Annotated in this window: 23 protein-coding genes; all 23 read right to left on the reverse strand. The window is 48.6% G+C overall.

Going from position 1 to position 22,086, the window contains the following annotated elements:
- Positions 1 to 6: 6 nt before the first annotated feature.
- The 23 genes from rseP to flhB all read right to left on the reverse strand — a co-directional run bounded on the left by rseP (position 7) and on the right by flhB (position 22,082).
- Entirely contained in the window at positions 7 to 1,287 is a 1,281-nt protein-coding gene (rseP, locus tag AC0YNX_RS10450) for an RIP metalloprotease RseP (protein WP_475815625.1), read from the reverse strand.
- An 82-nt stretch (positions 1,288 to 1,369) separates the two neighbouring features.
- Positions 1,370 to 2,509 (reverse strand): 1-deoxy-D-xylulose-5-phosphate reductoisomerase, encoded by a 1,140-nt coding sequence (locus AC0YNX_RS10455; protein WP_475815626.1) that lies wholly within the window; start codon positions 2,507 to 2,509, stop codon positions 1,370 to 1,372.
- A gap of 57 nt (positions 2,510 to 2,566) precedes the next feature.
- Positions 2,567 to 3,361 (reverse strand): phosphatidate cytidylyltransferase, encoded by a 795-nt coding sequence (locus tag AC0YNX_RS10460; RefSeq protein WP_475815627.1) that lies wholly within the window; start codon positions 3,359 to 3,361, stop codon positions 2,567 to 2,569.
- Between the two features lie 32 nt (positions 3,362 to 3,393).
- Positions 3,394 to 4,158 (reverse strand): isoprenyl transferase, encoded by a 765-nt coding sequence (locus AC0YNX_RS10465; RefSeq protein ID WP_475815628.1) that lies wholly within the window; start codon positions 4,156 to 4,158, stop codon positions 3,394 to 3,396.
- 74 nt (positions 4,159 to 4,232) lie between these two features.
- The gene (frr, locus tag AC0YNX_RS10470; protein WP_475815629.1) at positions 4,233 to 4,787 is read right to left on the reverse strand and encodes a ribosome recycling factor; all 555 of its coding nucleotides are present in this window, start codon (positions 4,785 to 4,787) and stop codon (positions 4,233 to 4,235) included.
- On the reverse strand, positions 4,787 to 5,518 hold the full coding sequence (gene pyrH, locus AC0YNX_RS10475; protein WP_126016398.1) for a UMP kinase: 732 nt from the start codon (positions 5,516 to 5,518) through the stop codon (positions 4,787 to 4,789). The genes frr and pyrH overlap by 1 nt, the downstream gene beginning before the upstream one ends.
- Positions 5,519 to 5,627: 109 nt before the next feature.
- Positions 5,628 to 6,278 carry a translation elongation factor Ts gene (tsf, locus tag AC0YNX_RS10480; RefSeq protein WP_475815630.1) on the reverse strand — a complete coding sequence of 217 codons (651 nt, stop codon included), beginning with the start codon at positions 6,276 to 6,278 and terminating at the stop codon, positions 5,628 to 5,630.
- 104 nt (positions 6,279 to 6,382) lie between these two features.
- Positions 6,383 to 7,081 (reverse strand): 30S ribosomal protein S2, encoded by a 699-nt coding sequence (gene rpsB, locus AC0YNX_RS10485; RefSeq protein ID WP_475779558.1) that lies wholly within the window; start codon positions 7,079 to 7,081, stop codon positions 6,383 to 6,385.
- Between the two features lie 199 nt (positions 7,082 to 7,280).
- A complete protein-coding gene (locus AC0YNX_RS10490) occupies positions 7,281 to 7,916 on the reverse strand; it encodes a hypothetical protein (RefSeq protein WP_475815631.1) in 636 nt (211 codons plus the stop codon).
- Positions 7,909 to 8,490 carry a DUF6115 domain-containing protein gene (locus tag AC0YNX_RS10495; protein ID WP_475815632.1) on the reverse strand — a complete coding sequence of 194 codons (582 nt, stop codon included), beginning with the start codon at positions 8,488 to 8,490 and terminating at the stop codon, positions 7,909 to 7,911. Before AC0YNX_RS10495 ends, AC0YNX_RS10490 begins: the two co-directional genes overlap by 8 nt.
- Before the next feature lie 32 nt (positions 8,491 to 8,522).
- Positions 8,523 to 8,852 (reverse strand): hypothetical protein, encoded by a 330-nt coding sequence (locus AC0YNX_RS10500; protein WP_475815633.1) that lies wholly within the window; start codon positions 8,850 to 8,852, stop codon positions 8,523 to 8,525.
- Between the two features lie 46 nt (positions 8,853 to 8,898).
- On the reverse strand, positions 8,899 to 10,305 hold the full coding sequence (locus AC0YNX_RS10505) for a DUF342 domain-containing protein (RefSeq protein WP_475815634.1): 1,407 nt from the start codon (positions 10,303 to 10,305) through the stop codon (positions 8,899 to 8,901).
- A 19-nt stretch (positions 10,306 to 10,324) separates the two neighbouring features.
- Complete coding sequence (locus tag AC0YNX_RS10510) at positions 10,325 to 11,110, reverse strand: FliA/WhiG family RNA polymerase sigma factor (protein ID WP_475815635.1); 786 nt, start codon at positions 11,108 to 11,110, stop codon at positions 10,325 to 10,327.
- Between the two features lie 4 nt (positions 11,111 to 11,114).
- A complete protein-coding gene (locus AC0YNX_RS10515) occupies positions 11,115 to 11,549 on the reverse strand; it encodes a hypothetical protein (protein WP_475815636.1) in 435 nt (144 codons plus the stop codon).
- Between the two features lie 4 nt (positions 11,550 to 11,553).
- Entirely contained in the window at positions 11,554 to 12,048 is a 495-nt protein-coding gene (locus AC0YNX_RS10520) for a chemotaxis protein CheD (RefSeq protein WP_475815637.1), read from the reverse strand.
- A complete protein-coding gene (locus AC0YNX_RS10525) occupies positions 12,045 to 12,665 on the reverse strand; it encodes a chemotaxis protein CheC (RefSeq protein ID WP_475815638.1) in 621 nt (206 codons plus the stop codon). The genes AC0YNX_RS10520 and AC0YNX_RS10525 overlap by 4 nt, the downstream gene beginning before the upstream one ends.
- 4 nt (positions 12,666 to 12,669) lie before the next feature.
- Positions 12,670 to 13,131, reverse strand: a complete 462-nt coding sequence (locus AC0YNX_RS10530) for a chemotaxis protein CheW (RefSeq protein ID WP_475815639.1) — start codon at positions 13,129 to 13,131, stop codon at positions 12,670 to 12,672.
- Positions 13,132 to 13,145: 14 nt separating this feature from the next.
- Positions 13,146 to 15,218 carry a chemotaxis protein CheA gene (locus tag AC0YNX_RS10535; RefSeq protein ID WP_475815640.1) on the reverse strand — a complete coding sequence of 691 codons (2,073 nt, stop codon included), beginning with the start codon at positions 15,216 to 15,218 and terminating at the stop codon, positions 13,146 to 13,148.
- 45 nt (positions 15,219 to 15,263) lie between these two features.
- Positions 15,264 to 16,598: a protein-glutamate methylesterase/protein-glutamine glutaminase gene (locus AC0YNX_RS10540; protein ID WP_475815641.1), complete on the reverse strand. Its 1,335-nt coding sequence runs from the start codon at positions 16,596 to 16,598 to the stop codon at positions 15,264 to 15,266.
- A 25-nt stretch (positions 16,599 to 16,623) separates the two neighbouring features.
- Positions 16,624 to 17,505 (reverse strand): MinD/ParA family protein, encoded by an 882-nt coding sequence (locus AC0YNX_RS10545; protein WP_475815642.1) that lies wholly within the window; start codon positions 17,503 to 17,505, stop codon positions 16,624 to 16,626.
- On the reverse strand, positions 17,495 to 18,925 hold the full coding sequence (gene flhF / locus AC0YNX_RS10550; protein WP_475815643.1) for a flagellar biosynthesis protein FlhF: 1,431 nt from the start codon (positions 18,923 to 18,925) through the stop codon (positions 17,495 to 17,497). The genes AC0YNX_RS10545 and flhF overlap by 11 nt, the downstream gene beginning before the upstream one ends.
- Positions 18,922 to 20,955 carry a flagellar biosynthesis protein FlhA gene (flhA, locus tag AC0YNX_RS10555; protein WP_475815644.1) on the reverse strand — a complete coding sequence of 678 codons (2,034 nt, stop codon included), beginning with the start codon at positions 20,953 to 20,955 and terminating at the stop codon, positions 18,922 to 18,924. Before flhA ends, flhF begins: the two co-directional genes overlap by 4 nt.
- Before the next feature lie 35 nt (positions 20,956 to 20,990).
- Positions 20,991 to 22,082, reverse strand: a complete 1,092-nt coding sequence (gene flhB / locus AC0YNX_RS10560) for a flagellar biosynthesis protein FlhB (protein ID WP_475815645.1) — start codon at positions 22,080 to 22,082, stop codon at positions 20,991 to 20,993.
- Positions 22,083 to 22,086 lie beyond the last annotated feature (4 nt).

Consider the following 22,086-nt stretch of genomic DNA (forward strand, 5'->3'; position numbering starts at 1 on the left):
ACCGACTCAGTGCTCCCCTCTTACCAATCGCAAAATATCATTATATGTGACCGCCAGCATGAGCAGCATCAGCATGGCGAAGCCAATGAAGTGCACCATGCTCTCCCGGTTCGGATCAATCGGACGTCCGCGGACTGCCTCCAGGCCAAGGAAGACGAGCCTGCTTCCATCCAGTGCCGGAATCGGCAGCAAATTGAATATGCCTAAATACAAACTAAGTACTGCTACCCATGAAACGAGCTGCGTTATGCCCTGTGCAGCAATTTGACTTGTTACCTGTGCAGTCCGCACAGGACCGCCAAGATCTTCCATCTTGAAATCACCCAGCACAAGCTTCTTGAAGCCGTCAAAAATCATAATCGTCATATTCTTCATCGCTTTGCCCGCGAAGGTGAATGTTTCGGTGAATGTGACGGAGCGGGATGGCGCAGCTGCTGATATTCCCAGCTTGCCTACACCCGAAGCTTTATCAAGCTTTGGCGTTACCTTGATGGAATGCAGCTTGCCGTCGCGAATGACGTTGAATGTCAGCGGCACGTCGACGGACTTGCCAATCATGTCGATCATCTTCGTGGAATCGCCGCCAATCTTGACCCCATTGACCGAATCAATGACGTCTCCGACTTGAATATCCACCTTGGAGGCAGGCATTCCATCTACAACATCGCCAATGAGCAGACGATCCGGGTTCTCCATCGGTACGCCTGCCATCTGGAAGTAGACGCCGAACAGCACGAATGCGAGAATAAAATTCATTACAGGACCTGCGACAATTGCTAGTGCGCGTTGTCCGACAGTCTTGCTGCCGAACTGACGATCCAGCGGCGCAACCTGAGTCTCTTTCCCCTTCGTGATCATAAGCGCCTGCGGATGTACGCGGTATGACTCCGTTACACCATCTGCCGAAAGGGCAATTCTCATCGTGCGTTCGATATCAATCTTCTCGACTTCACCACGTACCACATTGCTGCGATCATCCAGACGATCAAGGTAGATGCGCGTAACAACGTCATCCTTCAGTCTTACGGCTACCGTTTGACCTGGCTGGACTTCAACAAGCTCCGGATCTTCTCCTGCCATTCGCACGAAACCGCCTGCTGGCACTAGTCGCAGCGTATAGCGCGTCTCGCCGCGCTTGATGGAAAACAGCTTCGGACCAAATCCGATTGCAAACTCTCTAACCAATATACCGGCACGCTTCGCAAAATAAAAGTGACCCCATTCATGGATCGTCACAATGACGAAGAAGACCATTACCGTAGAAAAGACGACCTGTATCATATGCATCGTTATTCGAGCCTCCTGTTCGTAACGGCCTGTACTTAGATTATCATTATTCTCCCGTACGATTCAAGAGAACCCCTTAGGCTCAGATGTTTGCAGCAACAGAACGCGCCCAAGCATCAACTTCTGCTATCGACTGTACGTCTGGTACGTCGATCGCTTGATGCTGCTCAAGCACTTTTGCAATAACGGTCTCGATCTCTAAGAATGTAATTGTTCCTTCGAGGAAACGCGCAACTGCGGTTTCATTCGCCGCGTTGAATACCGTCGGTACCGATTGACCTGCTCGACCGCTCTCATAAGCGAAGCGAAGGCAAGGGTAACGTTCGAAATCCATTTCGCGGAAGTGCAGCGCTGACAGCTTCGCCAGATTGAGCGACTCTGTCGGCGTCGGCCTGCGCCCCGGATAGGTGAGCGCATATTGGATCGGCACGCGCATATCCGGCATCCCCAGCTGTGCGATAATGCTGTGATCGACGAACTCTACATATGAATGAATGATGCTCTCAGGATGGATGATGACGTCGATTTGATCATAGGACAAGTCAAACAGCCAATGCGCCTCAATGACTTCTAGCCCTTTGTTCGCCATCGTAGCAGAATCAATCGTAATCTTCGCACCCATCGACCAGTTCGGATGATTCAGTGCCTCTGCAAGGGTAACGCCTTGCAGCTCTTCACGAGTCCGATCACGGAACGAGCCTCCCGAAGCGGTCAGCGTGATGCGCTTTACATCCGAACGTCTTTCACCGTTCAAGCATTGGAAGATCGCGGAGTGCTCGCTGTCAATCGGGAGAATGGATACGCCCTTTTCAGCAGCTCTTCGCATGACAATATGGCCTGCGGTCACGAGTGTTTCTTTGTTTGCAAGCCCAATATGTTTCCCCGCTTCAATTGCAGCAAGCGTTGCCTCCAAGCCTCTGCTTCCGACTATAGCCGTAACAACCGTATCCGCATCCGTATCCGCAGCAGTTTCAATGAGCCCTTCATTGCCATAAAGCACTTTCGTCCCGGATGGCAGATGAAGTTTGGCTTCTTCCGCGAGCTCCTTTGTGGACAAACAGACTGTCTTCGGCTTGAACCGCTTCGCTTGTTCAATAACAAGCTCAAGATTGCTGCCTGCCGCAAGCCCTTCAACCTGATAACGCTCAGGCTCTCGGCCTAAGATATCGAGTGTTTGTGTACCTATTGATCCAGTGGAGCCAAGAATCGTAATTTTCTTCAATCTTCGACCCTCCTGATGTTCATGCATTCAGAAAAATCAGACTCACTCACATGAGTCTTACAGCGGTAGCAATCCCGTCATGACGAGCAGCGGAAATACAACCAACCAGCTGTCACAACGATCGAGTACGCCGCCGTGTCCCGGCAGAATCGAACCGGTATCTTTGATCCCGCGGACCCTCTTGTACGCGGATTGAATCAAGTCTCCGAGTTGACCTGCAACCGCAGCAACAAGTCCAATAAGCAGCGCACGACCAATGTTAATAATATCCGGATATGCCAATGCAAATATGACCGCGATTGCCAGCGAAAGCACAACGCCGCCTATAGAACCTTCAATCGTTTTGTTTGGGCTGATGGACGGCCACAGTTTACGCTTGCCAATAGCTCGTCCAGTGAAATAGGCACCGATATCAGAAGCCCAGATCGCCCCGAATGCCATACAAGTCGTGAACAGGCCATGGTTATCCGCATTACGCACTTCAAACATCGCATGGAATCCATAACCGACATAGATTGCGCCAAGCAGCATCAGAGCTGCGCCATCAATCGTGATCACGTTCTTCGTCAGCACCGTCACTGTTAACAATAAGAATAACAATAACCAAATCGTATGTATCGCTGCAGGATTATCGAGTCCGAATTCATCCCAAGGAATGAACAGCACGAGCGTACCTGCAAAGCCAAGTAGTGATAAAGGATGGAATGCAGCTACCCCGTTCATTCGCCTGTATTCAATAAAACCGATAATTGCAAGCAAGAGGAGAAGTGCAAAATAAAACCATCCGCCAAGTACGGTTAGCGCGATAAAAGCAGCACCACCAATTAGGCCTGTAATAATCCGTTGTTTCACTTTAGAAGACACGCTCCAGTTAAGCCTAAGGTCTATACCCCGCCGTAACGACGAGCACGCATCTGATATTCACGAACAGCTTCGTGAAAATGCGCTTCTGTAAACTCAGGCCAATAGACATCTGTAAACCACATTTCGCTATAAGCCAATTGCCATAGCATAAAATTGCTGAGACGAAGCTCGCCGCTTGTGCGAATAAGCAGGTCAGGGTCAGGTAAACCTGCGGTAAGCAAGTGAGCTTCCATGTGCGATTCATTGATATCGCTTGGATCCAGCTTGCCATCAGCCACAGCTTGGCTAATGCCTCGAACCGCTTCAATCATTTCTTTACGGCTACCGTAATTGAGGGCAAAATTCAGTACAAGTCCGGTATTACCAGCTGTACGCTCAATAGCCTCTTCCACCGCTAGCAAGGTGTGCGAAGGTAGATCGCCTCTATATCCCATCATGCGCACCTGCACGTTATTCTCCATCAGGTCCTTCAGTTCGATGGATAGAAACTCTTGCGGCAGCTTCATGAGAAACTCCACTTCTGCTTTCGGCCGCTTCCAATTCTCGGTCGAGAATGCGTAGAGCGTCAAATATTTAACGCCAAGCCGATTGGCAGCCATCGTAATCCGTTTGACCGTCTTCATACCGGAATGATGCCCGGCCATCCGCGGCAGCCCGCGGCTCTTTGCCCATCTGCCGTTGCCGTCCATAATGATTGCGATATGCTGCGGGATATTATCCGACTCAGGCATCTGCGACTGTGGCACAGTAGACTTGCCGAATAAAGCTTTCACTCGCTGTAACACATGTTCGTCCTCCCGCCGCTAATGTCGATTTATGCAGGCAGACCCCACCTGTCGGAGGGGCCGGTTCTTATGCATTAAACTTCCATAATGTCTTTCTCTTTAGCGGATAGTACGCGTTCAACTTCAGCAACAAACTTGTCTGTCGTCTTCTGAATGTCATCTTGATGACGGCGCGATTCATCTTCGGAGATATCACTCTTCTCAAGCTTCTTGATGTCATCGTTCGCATCGCGACGAATGTTACGGATGGCTACCTTCGCTTCTTCGCCGAATTTTTTCGTCATTTTCACGAGATCTGAACGGCGCTCTTCCGTCAACATTGGAATGACGAGCCGAATGGTTGAACCATCATTCGACGGTGTCAAGCCAAGATCCGATTTCATAATCGATTTCTCGATCGCACCAAGGGAGGATTTATCCCAAGGCTGGATTAGAATGGTCCGGGAGTCCGGTGTGTTGATATTTGCTAATTGGTTAACAGGCGTCATTGCCCCGTAATATTCAACTTGAACACGGTCCAACAGTGCCGGAGTTGCTCGGCCTGCACGGAGCGTAGAGAGATCGCGCTTCAATGCGATAATTGCTTTGTCCATGCGCTCTTCAGCGCTCTTCTTGATTGACTGTGGCACTAGCCCACACTCTCCTTCATCACAATAGTTCCGATTTTTTCACCGAGAACAACGCGCTTAATGTTACCCTTCTCTGTAATGTTGAACACAACAAGAGGAATGTTATTGTCCATACAGAGTGAAGACGCGGTCGAATCCATTACGCCAAGGTTACGGTTCAGCACTTCCATATAAGTCAGCGTTTCATACTTCTCAGCTGACGCATCTTTAAACGGATCCGCAGAATATACGCCATCCACTTTGTTTTTCGCCATTAGAATTACTTCAGCTTCAATCTCAGCTGCACGAAGCGCCGCAGTTGTATCTGTTGAGAAGAACGGGTTACCTGTGCCTGCAGCGAAGATAACGACACGGCCTTTCTCCAGATGACGGATTGCCCGGCGACGTATGTAAGGCTCCGCAATTTGCTGCATTGCGATAGATGTTTGTACGCGTGTTGGCACTTCGATTTGTTCAAGCGCATCTTGCAGCGCCAAGGAATTCATAACTGTAGCTAGCATGCCCATATAGTCAGCAGTTGCACGGTCAATTCCTTTTTCAGAACCTGCAATACCACGCCAGATGTTGCCGCCACCGCATACGATAGCAACTTCAACGTTCATTTCTACAACTTCTTTTACTTGCTCTGCGATCGATGAAATCATTGCAGAGTCGATGCCATATCCATTGTTACCCGAAAGCGACTCTCCGCTAACTTTCAATACTACACGTTTGTACACGGGACTTTGCAACGTGGTTTACCTCCATCTTGGACCTTGTTTCAAGGCCGCATACTTAATAAAACAGTCCTATTATAGGAAATAGGCGGGGCGAACGCCCCGCCCCGCTTGTGCGTTCGGATTACAATTTAGCTTGCGACATAACTTCTTGAACGAAGTTGTCTTCTTTTTTCTCAAGGCCTTCACCAAGCTCGAAACGAGCGAAGCGACGGATAGAGATGTTCTCACCAATTGTGCTGATTTTCTCTTTCAGCAGTGTATGGATCGTTTTGTCTGGATCTTTAATGAATGGTTGCTCAAGCAAGCAGTACTCTTCGTAGTATTTGCTGATACGGCCATCAACCATTTTTTCAACGATTTTCTCTGGTTTGCCTTCGTTCAGCGCTTGAGCTTTCAAGATTTCACGCTCTTTCTCAAGCTCTTCTGCAGATACTTCTTCACGGCTTACAAACTTAGGGTTTGCAGCTGCGATTTGCATTGCGATATCACGAGCGAACTCGCGGAACTGATCTGTTTTACCAACGAAGTCAGTTTCGCAGTTGATTTCTACCAATACGCCGATACGGCCGCCAGCGTGGATGTAGGACTCTACTGTACCTTCAGTAGCTGCACGACCCGCTTTGTTTGCTGCTGCGGAAAGACCTTTTTCACGAAGCAAGTCGATTGCTTTCGCGATATCACCGTTTGTTTCATCAAGCGCTTTTTTACAATCAAGCATACCTGCGCCTGTTCTTTCGCGCAATTCTTTTACTGCACTAGCACTAACTGCCATTGTGGAATCCTCCTGAAATGTTTAAGGTTAAGTATTCGAAAAAAGGGCGGTGAGAGGTTATTCACCGTCTGACCACCCTTTCGTTTTCTATCGCTATCAGCTAATTAAGCAGTTGTTACTTCGCCTTGACGCGACTCAACAATTGCATCAGCCATCTTCGCAGTAAGCAATTTAACCGCACGGATTGCATCGTCGTTACCTGGGATAACGTAGTCGATTTCGTCCGGATCACAGTTAGTATCAACGATACCAACAATTGGGATACCAAGTTTGCGTGCTTCAGCAACCGCGATACGCTCTTTGCGTGGGTCGATGATGAACAGTGCGCTTGGCAAACCTCTCATGCCTTTGATACCACCAAGGAACTTCTCAAGACGATCTTTCTCTTTACGGAGAATGATAACTTCTTTCTTAGGAAGAACGTCGAAAGTGCCGTCCTCTTCCCACTTCTCAAGAGTTTTCAAGCGATCAATACGCTTTTGGATTGTTTGGAAGTTAGTCAGCGTGCCGCCGAGCCAACGTTGATTGATGTAGAAGTTGCCGCAACGTTCTGCTTCTTCTTTCACCGAATCTTGTGCTTGTTTCTTAGTACCTACGAAGAGAATAGTGCCGCCTTCTTCGCCGATCGAACGTACGAAGTTATAAGCTTCTTCGACCTTCTTAACTGTTTTCTGCAAGTCAATGATGTAAATACCGTTACGTTCTGTGAAGATATAACGATCCATCTTAGGGTTCCAACGACGAGTTTGGTGACCGAAGTGTACCCCAGCTTCTAGAAGCTGTTTCATGGAAATTACCGCCATCTCTTACACACCTCCTGTTAAATGGTTAGTAGTGGTTACCTCCGCCAATATCATCTTTCGTCATCACTCAGGCCGGGCCAGAGCACCAATGGCGAAATTAATCGGCGTGTGTTTTTAACACCGTCAATTACTATATCACATCTATATGCACGCATGCAACTGTGATTGACAGATTTTCAGGACCAAGTCCTTACAAGCATTAATTATCCCCTATTGCCGCATCCATCTCACGCTTTGCAGAAGATGGCTCTAACGGCTTGCTTGTCAAAATCGTGCCGACCTGGTGCAGCGAAAGCTTCCCTTGAAAAGCAAAATAGCCTGCACGTATTTTCTTGGTACGCATCAGGTCAACGAATGCCTTCTTATTGTTGATAACGCCTTTAGCTGCAAGGATAACCGCTGTATCGGCAACGCTCGTGTTCGGCGGAATGCGAAGAACGATCCGCTTCTGCTCTGGTGCTGTTGGAGCCGCTGAAGCCTCTGGTGCTGTAACAGCACCATCTGACTTGCTGGAGCTCGTTTGCTTATCGGCATCGGCTTTCGCATCAGATGCATCCTTCGCATCGTTATCTTTAGCAGCGTTATCCTTCGGTTTGTCCGCGTCCGCTTTCGTGTTCGCTTTCTTCGCTTCGGCTTCTACACGCTGACGTTCATTCGATACTGCTTTGTCCAGTTCCGCTTGCGTATACATCTTCGCATCGCTGCTAATATCGTCAGACTGGTTAAGCGGATCAGGGCTATTAACCTGCTTCTCGCCAATAAGCATGAGCTGCAGCAAGGCTGAGCCTATAATAATGCCGACGCCAAGTCCGAATAGAAAAGTCCGTTTATTCATGACGTGCCGCCTCCTCCTGCTTCGAGAGCTGAAGAATAAGCTGCACTTCTCCTTTATTCAAGCCAAGATTCTTCGCAATGGCATCAATGGACTTGCCATTCTGATACATAGCGAATAATTCGGCATAACGCTCGCGAATTGTAGGTGTCTGAATGATTGGTTCTTGCTGCAGAATCGCTGCCTCATCTGCTGCACCGCTCTCGTACTTGGCATGCGCAACCTGCGCGGCTGCCCAAGAAGCTTGTTCTTTCACTTGCGCAATGGCTACGTCAAGCTGCTTGGACTGTTCGCTGATCACCTGTTCGAGTTCTGCGCAACGGTTCTCCAACTGCCCAATGCGTTCATCACGCTTTACCGCTTGCTGCTGCGCATCTTGCGTGGATTTGGACACAAGCTCCATCATCTCTTTATTGTCCGCTTCTAAATTCTCCATAAACTGCTCAAGAGCTGTTTCCATATTACGGACCGTCTGTGACTGGTCACTTTGCTGATTTCCATTTGACCTTCGTGGAAGGACTGCTGCGCATACGACAGCAATTCCGCCGATAAGCATAATGGTTTGCCATGGTTCCATAATTATCACCTGCTCAAATTCGGATACTCGCTTCAGAGCGAAATATCAATATGTTTGCCTTTATACGGATGCTGCGATTCCCCTTGCCCCTGATCCGAGTCTTCGGCACTATCTGCTTGCTGATTCTGTTTCTTCAGCTTCGACTGCGACCTTGATTCACGCTGATTATTGTTCTTAATCTGCGGTTCGCTGCTCTGCTCCACCGCAGTATTACGCGATCGTGCAAGATCCGTCTGTTTGGCAGTATCATGCTCAAGACGCAACTGTTCCCCGAGCATACGCTGGTTCTGCTGACTCTGCTGAGCCCCGTGGTCAGGGGTACGAGGAATCGACATTTGAAAGTCGATCGGTTTAAACGGCATTCTGATCGCCCCTTGCTTCAAATAAGAAGCTTTTTACGTGATAGGCTTACCTGTATGGAATCATGGTGATATCGCCCTCAGAATACCGGAACGAAATACGTTCTGTTGCATCTTTAATGAAGCGCGTATACCGGCCGATAACAATTTTCGTGCCGCCATAGATGACGTTTACCGCGTCAACACGGGCACGCTCCGTGTCCTCAAGCGATTTCTCGATTTCAAGTACTGCTTCCTTGGCATTTGCAATCTCTTCAATAGCTACACGTTTGGTCGAGTTCAATTTGACGCGAAGCGCCATCTTGTCCGGCGACAATTGACCTGCCGCTGCAAGCTGATCAAGCAGAGTAAGAGCCTTCTCTGTCTTGTCCAAGCTCTCATTCGTGTGCTTAATATGCGCGCGATGCTCAAGCAGCTGTGAACGAAGCTCAGGCCGTACGCCTACTTCAATCGTAGTCGCCGTCGACATGGTGTTCCCTATCGTTCTGGCAAGAACGCGTTCGCCCGCTTGTACGACGCCGCCAACGACGAGACCTTTTGTTCCGCTGCAAATGACACTCTTGCCTGCACGAACATGAGAGTGCATGATGCTTTGCGAGACGATAATATCTTCAGCAGCTGTCACGTTTCCGTCCTGAATGAACGAACTCTTCACATTCTTACCTGCGAGGATATGGCCCTTGTTGCTTGCCAGCACGCCGCCTGTAATTTCGATGGAGCCTTCTGATTCGAGAACTGCCCCTTCAACCCCGCCAATAATACGAATATCGCCAGATGCTTTGATACGGAATCCAGTCAATACATTGCCACGGACGACAACTGTGCCGACAAAATCAATATTTCCGATCTTATAATCTACATCGCCATTTACTTCGTAGACCGGGAACACATTGATCTTGCTCTTGTCTGTCATTGTAATCAAGCCGTCAATTGTGGAATAGAGAGCGGTTTGCTCCGGATTGAGAACGACGTTCTTGCCCATCTTGAAATACGCCTCTTTACCGTTCCTGGATACGATTGCGTCACCGGTCACCGCTTTGCCGTCAGTCCCAGGTGTTGCGCTAATCTTCTCTGCTATCAATTGACCTCGCTTGACGTTCTTAAGCTGTGAAACTTCCTTAAAGTCAATTTTACCGCCTTCTAGCTCAACAGGACGGTATTCGCCCTCTGACATGTCGTAGGAGAATTGAATATAACCGTCATGTCCATTAACAGGCGGCAGACCTTGCGCGACCACCGTTTGGCTGTAAAAAAACGCACTAGGCTGTTGTACAATTCGGTTCAGCACTTCCCGATGCAGACCGAAATTCACACCATGACTCTTCAAAAACTCTTCCAGTTGCGAGAGCGTACAAGAGAACTGATCGTCCGCAAGGTTAAATTGGAGCGTTGCTGTCAGCTTATCTTGCGATAGCTGAACAACAAGGTGATGTTGTAAGATTTCAATAGTCGACAATCCTGCCCCCCCCTTTACATTAATGCTGCATGAGTTGATCTTTTTGTTTCTCCAGCGCCCCCCTTAATCTCAGAATAGCTTTCGAGTGCAATTGAGAGATTCGAGAAGGTGACAACGACATCACTTCTGCAATCTCACTTAATGACAACTCTTCATAATAGAAGAGTGAAATCACAGTTCTCTCTTTCTCTGTTAAACGGTCAATCCCGCGAACAAGAGATTCTTTCAAGTAAAACTCATGCACCTTGTAGTCCGGATTCTTCGCTTTCTCGTCAACAAGCAGTGAGAGCCTTGTCTCGGATTCTTCCTCGCGAATCGGATCCTCAAGGGAGCAGACCGTCGTTACTGCAATTTCTTGAAGCATGACGCCAAATTCCTTCTCTGATACGGAGAGATAATGACTAATCTCCGAATCCGATACAGAACGCATATATTGCTGCTCTAGCAGCTGATACGCTTCTTCAATCTTCTTCGCTTTCTCGCGAACGGAACGAGGCACCCAGTCTCCTTGACGGAGACCGTCAATGATCGCACCGCGAATACGCCATGAAGCGTAAGTCTCGAATTGAAGACCGCGTCTATAATCGAATTTTTCTATGGCATCGATAAGTCCCATAACGCCATTACTTGCCAGATCATCCTTGGAGACGTTCTTCGGCAAGCCAATAGCCATTCGGTTGCTAACATAATCAACCAAAGTGAGATAATGCTCGATCAACCGTTTCTTTGCATCAATGTCTCCGTCTTCTTTCCACTTCTGCCATATCTCGATGTTAGACAAATGAGGCGCTTTCGGCTCAATCATCGTCTCACCCTCCTGTTAGGTGACGTATTGCTTTGGCCAATTCTTCAGGCTCTTTATTCTGAGTCGATACAAGTTTCGGAGGTGTTAGTGGTTGAAATATCGGCTTCTGACCTGACTCCAGCTCTACGCTTCCGTCTAATTGATTTTTTAACAATTGGTTCAAATCTTCACTCGATTCCGGTGTGGAATAATCAACGGACTGCCCTTTAGCAGGATCCTGCTCCGATTCGATGTTGCTCGTTACGGAGACAGGCGATCCTGGCTTCAATACGACTGCGACTAGTGCGCGAAACACATATGTAATTGCAAAAAATGCTAGAAAAGCATATAAACATCTAAGACTTGAAATGGCAAGTCCATTACTGCCTAGCGAGAAAAGTAACGTAAGTAAACTGCCGCCTATACCCAGCGAAACGTTCCAGCGCCATGACCCTAACATGTTGTTAAATCTCCTTTACTCCTTGGTTAACACTCCGAATCATTAACATGCCGCTAACGCTGTTGAACTCTATCGTTCTGCCATAATTAGCGCCTGTATCTTCTGCAAGAAGCGGAATAGCGTACTTCTTCAGCATCTCCTTGCACGATTCCACATTACGAGGTCCAATCCGCATAGAATCATGATTCGAGTTGAATGCAAACATTTGAGCACCGCCGGCCATTTTCGCCACGAAACGTCTAGGTTCAGCTCCTGCCTGTTTCATCAGATTGATGAGGTGAGGTATGGAAGTATCGGCGTATTTCGCAATGTTGATAGAGGCTTCTCTGGCAATCTCGGAGGATGGCAGCATAACATGTACCATTCCGGCTACCTTCGTACGCTCATCAAACAAGGTCAAGCCGACACAGGAGCCTAATCCCGTCGTTTTGAGAATTGCGCCATTCGACGCAATATTCAGGTCAGCCATGCCTACTTTCACTACATTTTCAAGCATCATTCGTTAGGCACTCCTAAGGCGCTAAAAATCTTCTCAAACGATTCCGGATCTGGGATCAAGAAGAAATGCCCTGCTAGCTCTTCCTTTCCTTCCAGAAACGTCGTATCGATCAGCAACGCGGAATCCCCCATCTCGCCGTATTGGACGAGACCATAACTAAGGATGGCGCCGGCCATATCAATGGCAATGGCTGGGACGGTTGGTGACAAATACAATTGAGTGAAATCGGCCAATGATGATAGATAAGATCCTGCTAGTATGTTACCAATTTCAGCTAGTGCAGAAAATTCCATTTCAGAGTAGCCGTCTTCACTTGATGATTCCATCGCAAGCAAGCCACGCAGCAATTTCCTCGCGGAGCTCTCTTCGATTAGAAAGAACATATTCCCCGGTGCATCGCCTTCAACACGAAGGAATACTGCAATGACGACTTGCTCGAATCCGCCAACTCGATCGGCAACTTGCTCGAACGGAATTAAACTGACGGTGGGCACATTCATATCGACTGGCTTGTCCAGAAGCCGAGAAAGTGCAGTCGCTGCATTACCAGCGCCAATGTTCCCGACTTCCTTCAAGACATCAAGCTTGAACGCTTCTAATTTATGTAGTGGATTCACTTGTTTAGGCCTCAACCTGTTCCAGCTGAATAATTTCGCTCTTATTAAGCACTTCTGCGAGGTTTAACATGATCAAGAGGCGGTTGTCTCCGATTTTTGCTACACCGCGAAGATATTTCGCCTTAATGCCACCAACGACTTCTGGCGGAGTGTCAATGCTCTTCTCGTCGATATCAATGACATCGTTCGCTGCGTCGACGATAAAACCGACTTCAAGATCATTCACCGCGACTATAATAATACGGGAGCTTTCTGTTTCTTCCGACTCCGGCAGGCTGAAGCGACCGCGCAAATCAATGACTGGAAGAACCACGCCGCGCAGATTAATAACCCCTTTGATAAAAGCAGGCGTCTTCGGAACTCGAGTAATTGGCATCATACGCTCAATTGTACGTACTTTGTCGACTTCAACGCCGTATTCTTCATTCGCCAGTCCAAATACGATAACTTTGATTTCTTCACTCATAGCGGGAGCCTCCCTTATTTAATCAGTGCATTTGGATCTACAATTAATGCAACCTGGCCATCGCCAAGAATGGTCGCACCCGAGATTGCTTCAATATTCGTCAAGTATTTGCCAAGCGATTTCAGGACGATCTCGCTCTGACCGATAAACTCGTCGACCGTTATCGCGCCGATCTTGTCTCCTTTGCGGATGACGACGATTTCCGTCTCATTCTCCTCTTCCTCAAGGAAGCTCGATGACTCCAGCACCTGTGCGAGCGAAATAAGCGGAATAACCGAGCCGCGGTAATCAATCATGCGATTGCCGTGGATTTTGCGAATTTGCTCACGCGGTACGATGCCTGTTTCCACGATGGAGGATAACGGAATCGCGTACTTTTCCGTGCCGAGTTTCACGAGCATCGCAGAGATGATCGAGAGCGTCAGCGGCAGCTGGATCGAGAACTTCGTTCCTTTGCCTTGCTCGGATTCGACGGATACATTGCCGCCTAGTGAAGTGATCTTAGACTTCACGACATCAAGTCCAACACCACGGCCGGAAATATCGGAGATCTTATCTGCGGTACTGAAGCCTGCTGCAAAGATCAGCATGTTAATCTCAGCATCAGTCAAGCGCTTCGCTTCATCAACAGACACGACGCCATTCTTGATCGCGATCTGCTTCACCTTCTCGCGGTTGATACCGCGGCCATCCTCTTCCACCTCGATAAACACGTGGTTTCCGCTGTGGAATGCGCGAAGATGAACAGTTCCGGTCTCGGATTTACCAGCAGCAATCCGGTCTGCGATCGGTTCAATCCCGTGGTCAAGCGAGTTCCGCAGCAAGTGGACAAGAGGATCGCCGATCTCATCAATAACGGTACGATCAAGCTCCGTATCAGCTCCTGAGATGATCAGATCCACTTTCTTATCGAGCGATTTCGCCAGATCGCGAATCATTCGAGGGAATCGGTTAAACACGGATTCTACCGGCACCATCCGCAGCTTCAGGACGATGTTCTGCAAGTCGCTGCTAACGCGGCTCATATGCTCTACGGTTTCTGTCAGATCGTTTCGGCGAACTTCGCTCGCCAGCTGCTCTAGACGAACGCGATCAATCAGCAGCTCGCTGAATAGATTCATTAGAGCATCGAGACGCTCGATGTCTACGCGGATTGTGCGAGAGACTGCCCCGCCTGTCGCCTGTGCGGCAGGTGCTGCAGCCGGTGCTGCTGTTGCTGTTGCTGCAGTCTGAGCTCTTGCCGAACTAACCTCAGCTTGTGCCGATGCAACGCTTGCTGATGCGGTTGGAGCTGCTTGAACGGCAGCTGCACCTGCGAGTTGTTCGAGCGATTCGCGGTCGAGCTGTGTAATCGTTGCTCCTTCGATTTCAGAAACAGATTCGATTCCTTTGCGCAGCTCAGCTTCCGAAATGCTCGCAATTGTAAACACGGTGAAGGTGCGATCAAACTTTTCTTGCTCGATCTCTTGAACACTAGGAACGGATTTGACAATCTCACCGTTATGCTCCAGGAAGTCGAACACCATATAGGCACGCGCAGCCTTGAGTACACAATCCTCGCGTACGGTAACAACAATATGGAATACCGAGAGACCAGCAGCAATGGATTGGAGCAAGATTGAGCTTTGGAACTGATCGAGCAGTTCTCCGCCGGAAGTATTGCTACCTCCGCCTGCGTCTCCTCCTGCCGCTTGATCCTTCTTGTGATCGCCTTTAACGATGACTTGGAGATTCGAGACGATGGCCGTTACATCGGCTTTACCTGTTCCTCCACCAATAATGTCTTGCACCATCGACTCCAGTGCATCGAGACCTTTGAACAGCGTATCGAAGATAAAATTGTCCATCTTGAGCTTGTTGTTACGGACGAGATCGAGCACGTTCTCCATCTCATGGGTTAGCGATGCCAAATCTTCAAAGCCCATCGTCGCAGACATACCTTTAAGTGTGTGGGCTGAGCGGAAAATAATTTGTACGATGCTTATATCTTCTGGCGCACTCTCGAGTTTGAGCAAGTTTTCGTTTAATGACTGTAGATGATCGTTCGACTCGTCAATAAACATTGAAAGATAATCGTTCATATCCATTTCTCTGCACCTCCTAATGATTGGTCGTCATGCGAGCTGGCACGCTTACTTGCGCACCGCTTGCGTTATTGCAGCTGCAATCTGCCGCAGATTGACGACTGACTTCGCAATGCCGGCTTCAATCGCGGATCGCGGCATTCCATATACGACGCACGATTCTTCGGCTTCTGCGATTGCGCTCTCCGCGCCGCTGTCGTTTAGCACTTTCATGCCTTTCATGCCGTCGCTGCCCATGCCGGTCATAATAATGGAATGACGGCGCAGTTCAGTGAATGCCGCACACGATTCGAACATCGTGTCTACGGAAGGCCGATGACCACCTCTTGGCGCTTCATCTGATAGCTTGATGCTGTAGCCCTCGCGATCCTTGGCAAGCTCCATATGATAGCCCCCCGGCGCAATATACACCACGCCTGCAAATACGCGTTCGCCATGCACAGCTTCGGTCACGTGCAGCGCGCTGAATGAGTCAAGACGTTGTGCAAGCGAGTGTGTAAACTTCGGCGGCATATGCTGAACGACGAGCACCGGAGCGGGAAAATCAGCCGGCAGCGCGGTAATGACTTCATGCAGTGCGCGCGGCCCTCCAGTCGAGGTTCCAATCGCTACCAGATGCTTGAAGTTTCGGTTCGGCGCTGGTTTGCTCAGATTCTTCGCCGGGACATCCGTCTCCGGTTGCATGACCGGAGACGGAGCAGGAGCAGGCTGGGGCTTCTCCTTCTTCGCAACCGGTATGCTCGATCCTGGCGCTACCGCCGGCTTACCTGACTCCACATGCTTCGACGATGCAGCTGCAGTCTCGTTTATCGCAGCTTGATCGAACTTGTCCTTGCTCGCTTTCGCTTCACCCGAACGGCGTGATGACTTCGACATTGCAGCAGTATCCAACTTGATAGTCTCCTTCTGCTTCGTTGCTGCAGCATTCTGCGGAGCAGGCGACTGTGCCGATACTTGCTGGTAAAGAGAAGAGTGCCGCTTCGTCAGTACCGCAATCCTCAGCTTCTCAAGCAGCTGTTCACCAACCATCTGAATATCAGGCGAGTTCGGTCCGGAAGGCTTGCGGATAAAGTCAAACGCGCCATTCTGCAGCGCCCTGATCGTCTCTCGTGTTCCGTCGTCACTGATGCTCGAGAGCATAATAATCGGCGTTGGGCGGATGCGCATAATCCGTTCAAGAGCCTCAAGCCCGTTCATCTCTGGCATTTCGAGGTCCATCGTGATGACATCCGGTTGCTGAACACGAACGGCCTCAATCGCTTCCCTGCCATTGTTGGCTGTGCCAATAATCTCGAACTGCGGATCGAGCGCGATCAGATCAGAAAGAATTTTGCGCATAAACGCGGAATCATCAACCACAAGTACGCGTGATAAGGCAGTCATAGCTCCAGCCCTCCATTTCAAAGGATTATTTTGAGAGTCTAAACATTTTGTGTAGAAACCCTTTGACACCACTGCTGGCGATCCCTGAAGCACCTGAGACATCGGCAAATTGCTTGGCAATATCCATAATAGTCTTTGATGCAACTGAGCCTGGAAAAGCGATTGCGAATGGTACTTGCTTCTTTACCGCTTTCGACACATTCGGATCATCAGGCAAGTATCCGAGCACCGGCAGCTCGAGATTGAGGAATCGCTGGGCGACTAGACCCATCTTGTCCGCTGTTGCCTTCCCTTCCTTTGCGTCTGTCGCACGATTGACGATAAGCTTGAATTTCACATCATGCTCCATAGCGGTCACCATCTTAATGAGCGCATACGCATCTGTAATGGATGTAGGTTCAGGCGTTGTGACGATAATCGTCTCTTGAGCAGCGGTAATAAATTTGACCGTTTCCTTCGAGAGGCCTGCACCGGTGTCGAACAGAATCACGTCGTACTCACCATGCAGAAGTCCAATCTGTTCCGCGAAATAATCAAGCTGTTTCGAAGACAGATCAATCAGATCCTTAAAGCCTGAACCCCCAGCAATAAAATGAACTCCATGCGGGCCTTCCTGAATAATCTCCCAAATCGTCTTCTCCTGCTTGAGCAGATGATAGAGATTAAATGGAGAGGAAACGCCCATAAGCACATCTATGTTCGCCATCCCGATATCCGCGTCAAAAATTAATACTTTCTTACCGAGTTGCTGAAGCGCCAGAGAGAAGTTCAAACTGAAGTTGGACTTCCCAACACCGCCCTTCCCGCTCGTAACCGTTACGATTCGAGTCGCTCGTCCTTCTTCGCGCATCGCCGCATTGTTTCGAACCAAGTTTCTAAGCGCTTCTGCTTGATCGTTATTTATCATCCGAAGCCCCCAGCAATTGTTCGACATAGCTGGCTGCTTGGAATGGAGCGATGTCATCAGGAACCGTCTGGCCGTATGCGATATACGTCGGTTTCAAGCCGTGTTCAAGCACTAAGTTCAGAATCGCTCCACAAGCGTGCGTCTCATCTTGCTTCGTAAAGAGCACATGGTCAATGCCGTATTGGGCAAAATTGCTGGCAACCTTCGACATATCGCTAAACTTCCCTGTCAGGCTGAGAACCAAGTAAGTCATCGCATGACTGCTTGTTTGCAGCAAGCTATTCACTTCGGATACATAGAGCTCATTCCGGAAATTGCGTCCCGCCGTATCCATGAAGATGAGCTCGCGTTCTTCAAGTTGCTTGAACGCTCTAGTCACCTCAGCCGGAGAGAATACGACTTCAAGAGGCACATTGAGTATTGTTGCATATGTACGCAATTGATCAACTGCTGCAATCCGGTACGTATCGGATGTTATGAATCCGACTTTACGTCCGGCTTTCAATGTTTGCTCAGCGGCAAGCTTCGCAATTGATGTTGTTTTGCCGACGCCAGTCGGACCAACAAAATGAATGACCCGAGTGTCGCGACTAATTTGATTCGCTTCAAACTGGCTAAGCCAGCCAAGCAAGATTCGGCGCGCGCTGTCCCACACGAATGACGCATCTTCGACAGCTTTCACACCGTTTTCCTTCGTTTCATTCATCTTCTCTTCAATCTGTTCAATCAATTGCTCAATCCATTGCGGATCGACCTCCTGATCTTCCAGCCTGACTTGAAGCGCTTGAATGGAAGCCGGGCGCGTTTCCTGCTGCTGTTGTCGCGACATCCGCACGATCCACTGTTTCATGTCACGAATCTCGGCTAGCAGATCTTCTTCCGTCAGCAGTGGCTTACGAGGTTCTTGTTCAGCCACCACTGGAGGTGCAACAGCTGTTCGAGTAGCAATTACTGCTGATGGTTCGTTAAGAGTCGCCGTTCTTGCACCATACGCAGCGGCAGGTGATAGCCTCGGAATCTCAGGCAGTTCTTGCACCTCATGAGCCGTTGCTGCCGCTCTTGCCTGCTTCACTTCAGCCGCTTGGCTGAGCACTGCTTCAAATACCGATGCAACATCCGGTGAAGGCGCGGTGGGAACAACTGGTTTTGGCGGTTCTGATGGCATAGCAGCTGGTCTACTACCAGCCGCCGTAGTCTGCGTTCGAGTCGGAGGCTTTGCTTTCGAGCTCGTACCTGCGCCGCTGCCGCTACCAGTCTCTATAGCAGCGATGACTTCTGTCTTCTTCTTACCGAACATACCAAGAAATCCGCCTACGCGTATTTCTTTAGTGTTTAAAATTACGGCATCTACGCCCAGCTCACTTCGAATCATGGGAAGTGCCTCAGGTAAGGCATTAACGACATAGCGCTTTACCTTCATAGATTCACCACCCCAATGCTCTGTACTTCAATACTAGGTTCTAGCTCGCTGTACGAGAGAACCGGAATGTCCTGCATCGTGCGCTCAACAATTTGGCGTAGATACATCCGAATTGTCGGCGAAGCAAGTACAATCGGCTGATGGCCGGATTGAATCTGTTTGTTGACTTGTTCATTCAATTTCTGATAGATCGTCTGCGTCGACATCGGATCCATCGCTAGGTATGTACCTTGGTCAGAAGATTGAACCGATTCGGCAATCTTCTTCTCTAGCAGTGGTCCAACCGTAATGACACGCAACGTATCGCCATTATGAGAGAATTGCTGTGTAATCTGCCTGGATAACGCCTGCCTCACATATTCAGTCAGGATATCTGGATCTTTCGTATATGTACCGTGATCGGCGAGCGATTCGAAGATCGTTACCATATCGCGAATCGAGATTTTCTCACGAAGCAGCTTCGCAAGTACTTTCTGAATATCGCCGACATTCAGAATCGATGGGATCAGCTCATCCACAAGAGCTGGGTACGACTCGCGAACATTCTCGATAAGTGCTTTCGTTTCTTGACGTCCAATCAGCTCATGTGCATGGCGCTTGATAAGCTCTGTCAAATGGGTTGCCACGACTGACGGCGGATCGACTACTGTATAGCCAAGCAGCTCAGCGCGTTCTTTCGTTGCTTCATCAATCCAGAGAGCCGGTAAGCCAAATGCTGGCTCCATTGTCTCGATACCGATAATCGAATCGTCATCGAAACCTGGGCTCATCGCCAAGTAGTGATTCAGCAGCAGTTCGCCGCGTGCGACGGTATTGCCTTTAATCTTAATGACGTACTCATTCGGTTTGAGCTGTATATTGTCACGAATCCGGATAACCGGAACGACAAGACCTAGTTCAAGCGCACATTGCCTGCGAATCATGATGATCCGGTCAAGCAAATCACCGCCCTGCTGCGTATCAGCAAGCGGAATAAGTCCATATCCGAACTCGAATTCAATTGGATCGACCTGCAGGAGGCTAATAACACTCTCCGGGCTACGAACCTCTTCGATTTCTTGTTCTTCTTCAAGCATATCTTGCGCTTGCTGCTGCTTCGTCAGCGTAGATTGCATCCGGAAACCTGCGTAAACAATAATTGCTGCAAAAGGTAATGTTGCAATTGGCCCAATCGGTGTACCGACTCCAAGCAAAGTAATCGTTCCAGCTACAATATAAAGCAGCTTCGGATAACGGAATATTTGCGCTGTCAAATCATGTGCCAAGTTTCCTTCTGAAGCAGCGCGAGTTACGATAAAGCCTGTTGCAGTAGAGATAAGCAGCGCAGGAATTTGGCTAACGAGTCCGTCACCGATTGTGAGGATCGAGAAAGTGTTGAGCGATTCACTGAAGGAGAACCCATGCACAGCCATACCGATAATGAAACCACCAATTAGGTTGATGAAGAGGATAATAATGGAGGCGACTGCATCACCTTTAACGAATTTACTGGCACCATCCATTGAACCGTAGAAATCGGCTTCTTTCTCAATTTTCTGCCGGCGTTCTCTCGCGCCTTGTTCATTGATGAGACCCGCATTCAAATCCGCATCGATACTCATCTGTTTACCAGGCATCGCATCGAGTGTGAAACGAGCAGCTACCTCAGCAACACGCTCCGAGCCTTTCGTAATAACGATAAATTGCACGACAACAAGGATTAGGAATACGACGAATCCGATTGCGATCTGCCCACCGGCGACCCAGCTACCAAATGTATGTACAACTTTCCCTGCTTCGGCTTTAGACAAAATATTCCGCGTTGTCGATATATTAAGCGCGAGGCGGAATAGTGTCGTAATAAGGAGCAAGGTCGGAAAAATTGAAAATTGCAAAGCATCCTGCGTATTCATGGAAATAAGCAATACCATCAAAGCAATTGAAATATTGATGATCAAGAGCACGTCCATTAAAGCAGTTGGAATCGGAATGACCATCATAAGAACGATGCCGATGATCCCGATAAGTATGGTTAGATCTCTAGCCTTCATGACGTACCCCTCTCCACAGGTGACTTCGAATTCCGTTACTTCACTTTCTGCTTCAATTTATATACATATGCCAGTACTTCCGCCACAGCTTGGAAAAGATCGGCTGGAATCGTGTCACCAATTTCCGCCCGATCGTACAACGCTCTGGCAAGCGGCCTGTTTTCCATCATTATGACGCCATTCTCCTTCGCCACATCTTTAATCCGTAACGCTATGAAATCCATCCCTTTAGCGATTACGGTCGGAGCTTCCATCGTCGCCCCATCATACTTGAGCGCGATTGCGAAGTGAGTTGGGTTCGTGATAACTACGTCAGCTTTAGGTACTTCCTGCATCATACGCTGAATCGCTAATCTTCGCTGACGCTCTTTGATTTTACCTTTAATGAGCGGATCGCCCTCTGAATTCTTATGCTCATCTTTGATGTCTTGTTTGGACATACGTAAACTCTTCTCATGCTTATACCGCTTGTACATGTAATCAAAAATAGCTAATACGGCGAGAATGGCTCCAATCTCAATTCCGAGCTTTATTGTAACTCCTGCTACGAAACTAAAAATGCTTTCAATTGGAATACGTGCGAGATTCATAATTTGAGCTCTTTCGCTCCATAGTGCCTTATAAACAATGAGTCCGATCAAGAGCAGCTTCAATACATTTTTAATGAGCTCAATCAACGATTGCATGGTAACGAGATTCTTAAATCCACTGATCGGATTCAATTTGTCTAGCTTCATCTTGATCGGATCACTTGTGAACAGAATGCCAACCTGGGCATAATTTGCGATGAGAGCCACGACTATGGAAATAATGAAAATCGGTGCAAGAAGCATAAAGCTCTGCATCATAAGGTCAGTGAATAAAGAAACTACGTTGCTAGTAGTCACTTCCATTAACATTTTCTGCTCAAATAACAAGCCGAATAGTGATAATAGACGTGTTTTGTAATAACTACCTAAAGGGAAGAAGCTAATAAAGACAAATAAGAGAATAAGTGCTCCTGGTATTTCTTGACTCTTGGCAACTTGGCCCTTCTTGCGGGCATCATTCTCTTTCTTCGGTGTCGCTTTCTCCGTCTTTTCTTGCGAGAAGAGTTGTAGATCAAGCGTGAAACGGTATTTCAACATAATT

The sequence above is a fragment of the Paenibacillus sp. J31R98 genome (assembly GCF_056269245.1).

Bases quoted from the DNA above. Each gene is read 5' to 3' on its own strand.
- rseP (WP_475815625.1), bottom strand. From the start codon at position 1,287: ATGCATATGATACAGGTCGTCTTTTCTACGGTAATGGTCTTCTTCGTC.
- tsf (WP_475815630.1), bottom strand. From the start codon at position 6,278: ATGGCAGTTAGTGCTAGTGCAGTAAAAGAATTGCGCGAAAGAACAGGC.
- rpsB (WP_475779558.1), bottom strand. From the start codon at position 7,081: ATGGCGGTAATTTCCATGAAACAGCTTCTAGAAGCTGGGGTACACTTC.
- AC0YNX_RS10490 (WP_475815631.1), bottom strand. From the start codon at position 7,916: ATGAATAAACGGACTTTTCTATTCGGACTTGGCGTCGGCATTATTATA.
- AC0YNX_RS10495 (WP_475815632.1), bottom strand. From the start codon at position 8,490: ATGGAACCATGGCAAACCATTATGCTTATCGGCGGAATTGCTGTCGTA.
- AC0YNX_RS10500 (WP_475815633.1), bottom strand. From the start codon at position 8,852: ATGCCGTTTAAACCGATCGACTTTCAAATGTCGATTCCTCGTACCCCT.
- AC0YNX_RS10510 (WP_475815635.1), bottom strand. From the start codon at position 11,110: ATGATTGAGCCGAAAGCGCCTCATTTGTCTAACATCGAGATATGGCAG.
- AC0YNX_RS10515 (WP_475815636.1), bottom strand. From the start codon at position 11,549: ATGTTAGGGTCATGGCGCTGGAACGTTTCGCTGGGTATAGGCGGCAGT.
- AC0YNX_RS10520 (WP_475815637.1), bottom strand. From the start codon at position 12,048: ATGATGCTTGAAAATGTAGTGAAAGTAGGCATGGCTGACCTGAATATT.
- AC0YNX_RS10530 (WP_475815639.1), bottom strand. From the start codon at position 13,131: ATGAGTGAAGAAATCAAAGTTATCGTATTTGGACTGGCGAATGAAGAA.
- AC0YNX_RS10535 (WP_475815640.1), bottom strand. From the start codon at position 15,218: ATGGATATGAACGATTATCTTTCAATGTTTATTGACGAGTCGAACGAT.
- AC0YNX_RS10540 (WP_475815641.1), bottom strand. From the start codon at position 16,598: ATGACTGCCTTATCACGCGTACTTGTGGTTGATGATTCCGCGTTTATG.
- AC0YNX_RS10545 (WP_475815642.1), bottom strand. From the start codon at position 17,505: ATGATAAATAACGATCAAGCAGAAGCGCTTAGAAACTTGGTTCGAAAC.
- flhF (WP_475815643.1), bottom strand. From the start codon at position 18,925: ATGAAGGTAAAGCGCTATGTCGTTAATGCCTTACCTGAGGCACTTCCC.
- flhA (WP_475815644.1), bottom strand. From the start codon at position 20,955: ATGAAGGCTAGAGATCTAACCATACTTATCGGGATCATCGGCATCGTT.
- flhB (WP_475815645.1), bottom strand. From the start codon at position 22,082: ATGTTGAAATACCGTTTCACGCTTGATCTACAACTCTTCTCGCAAGAA.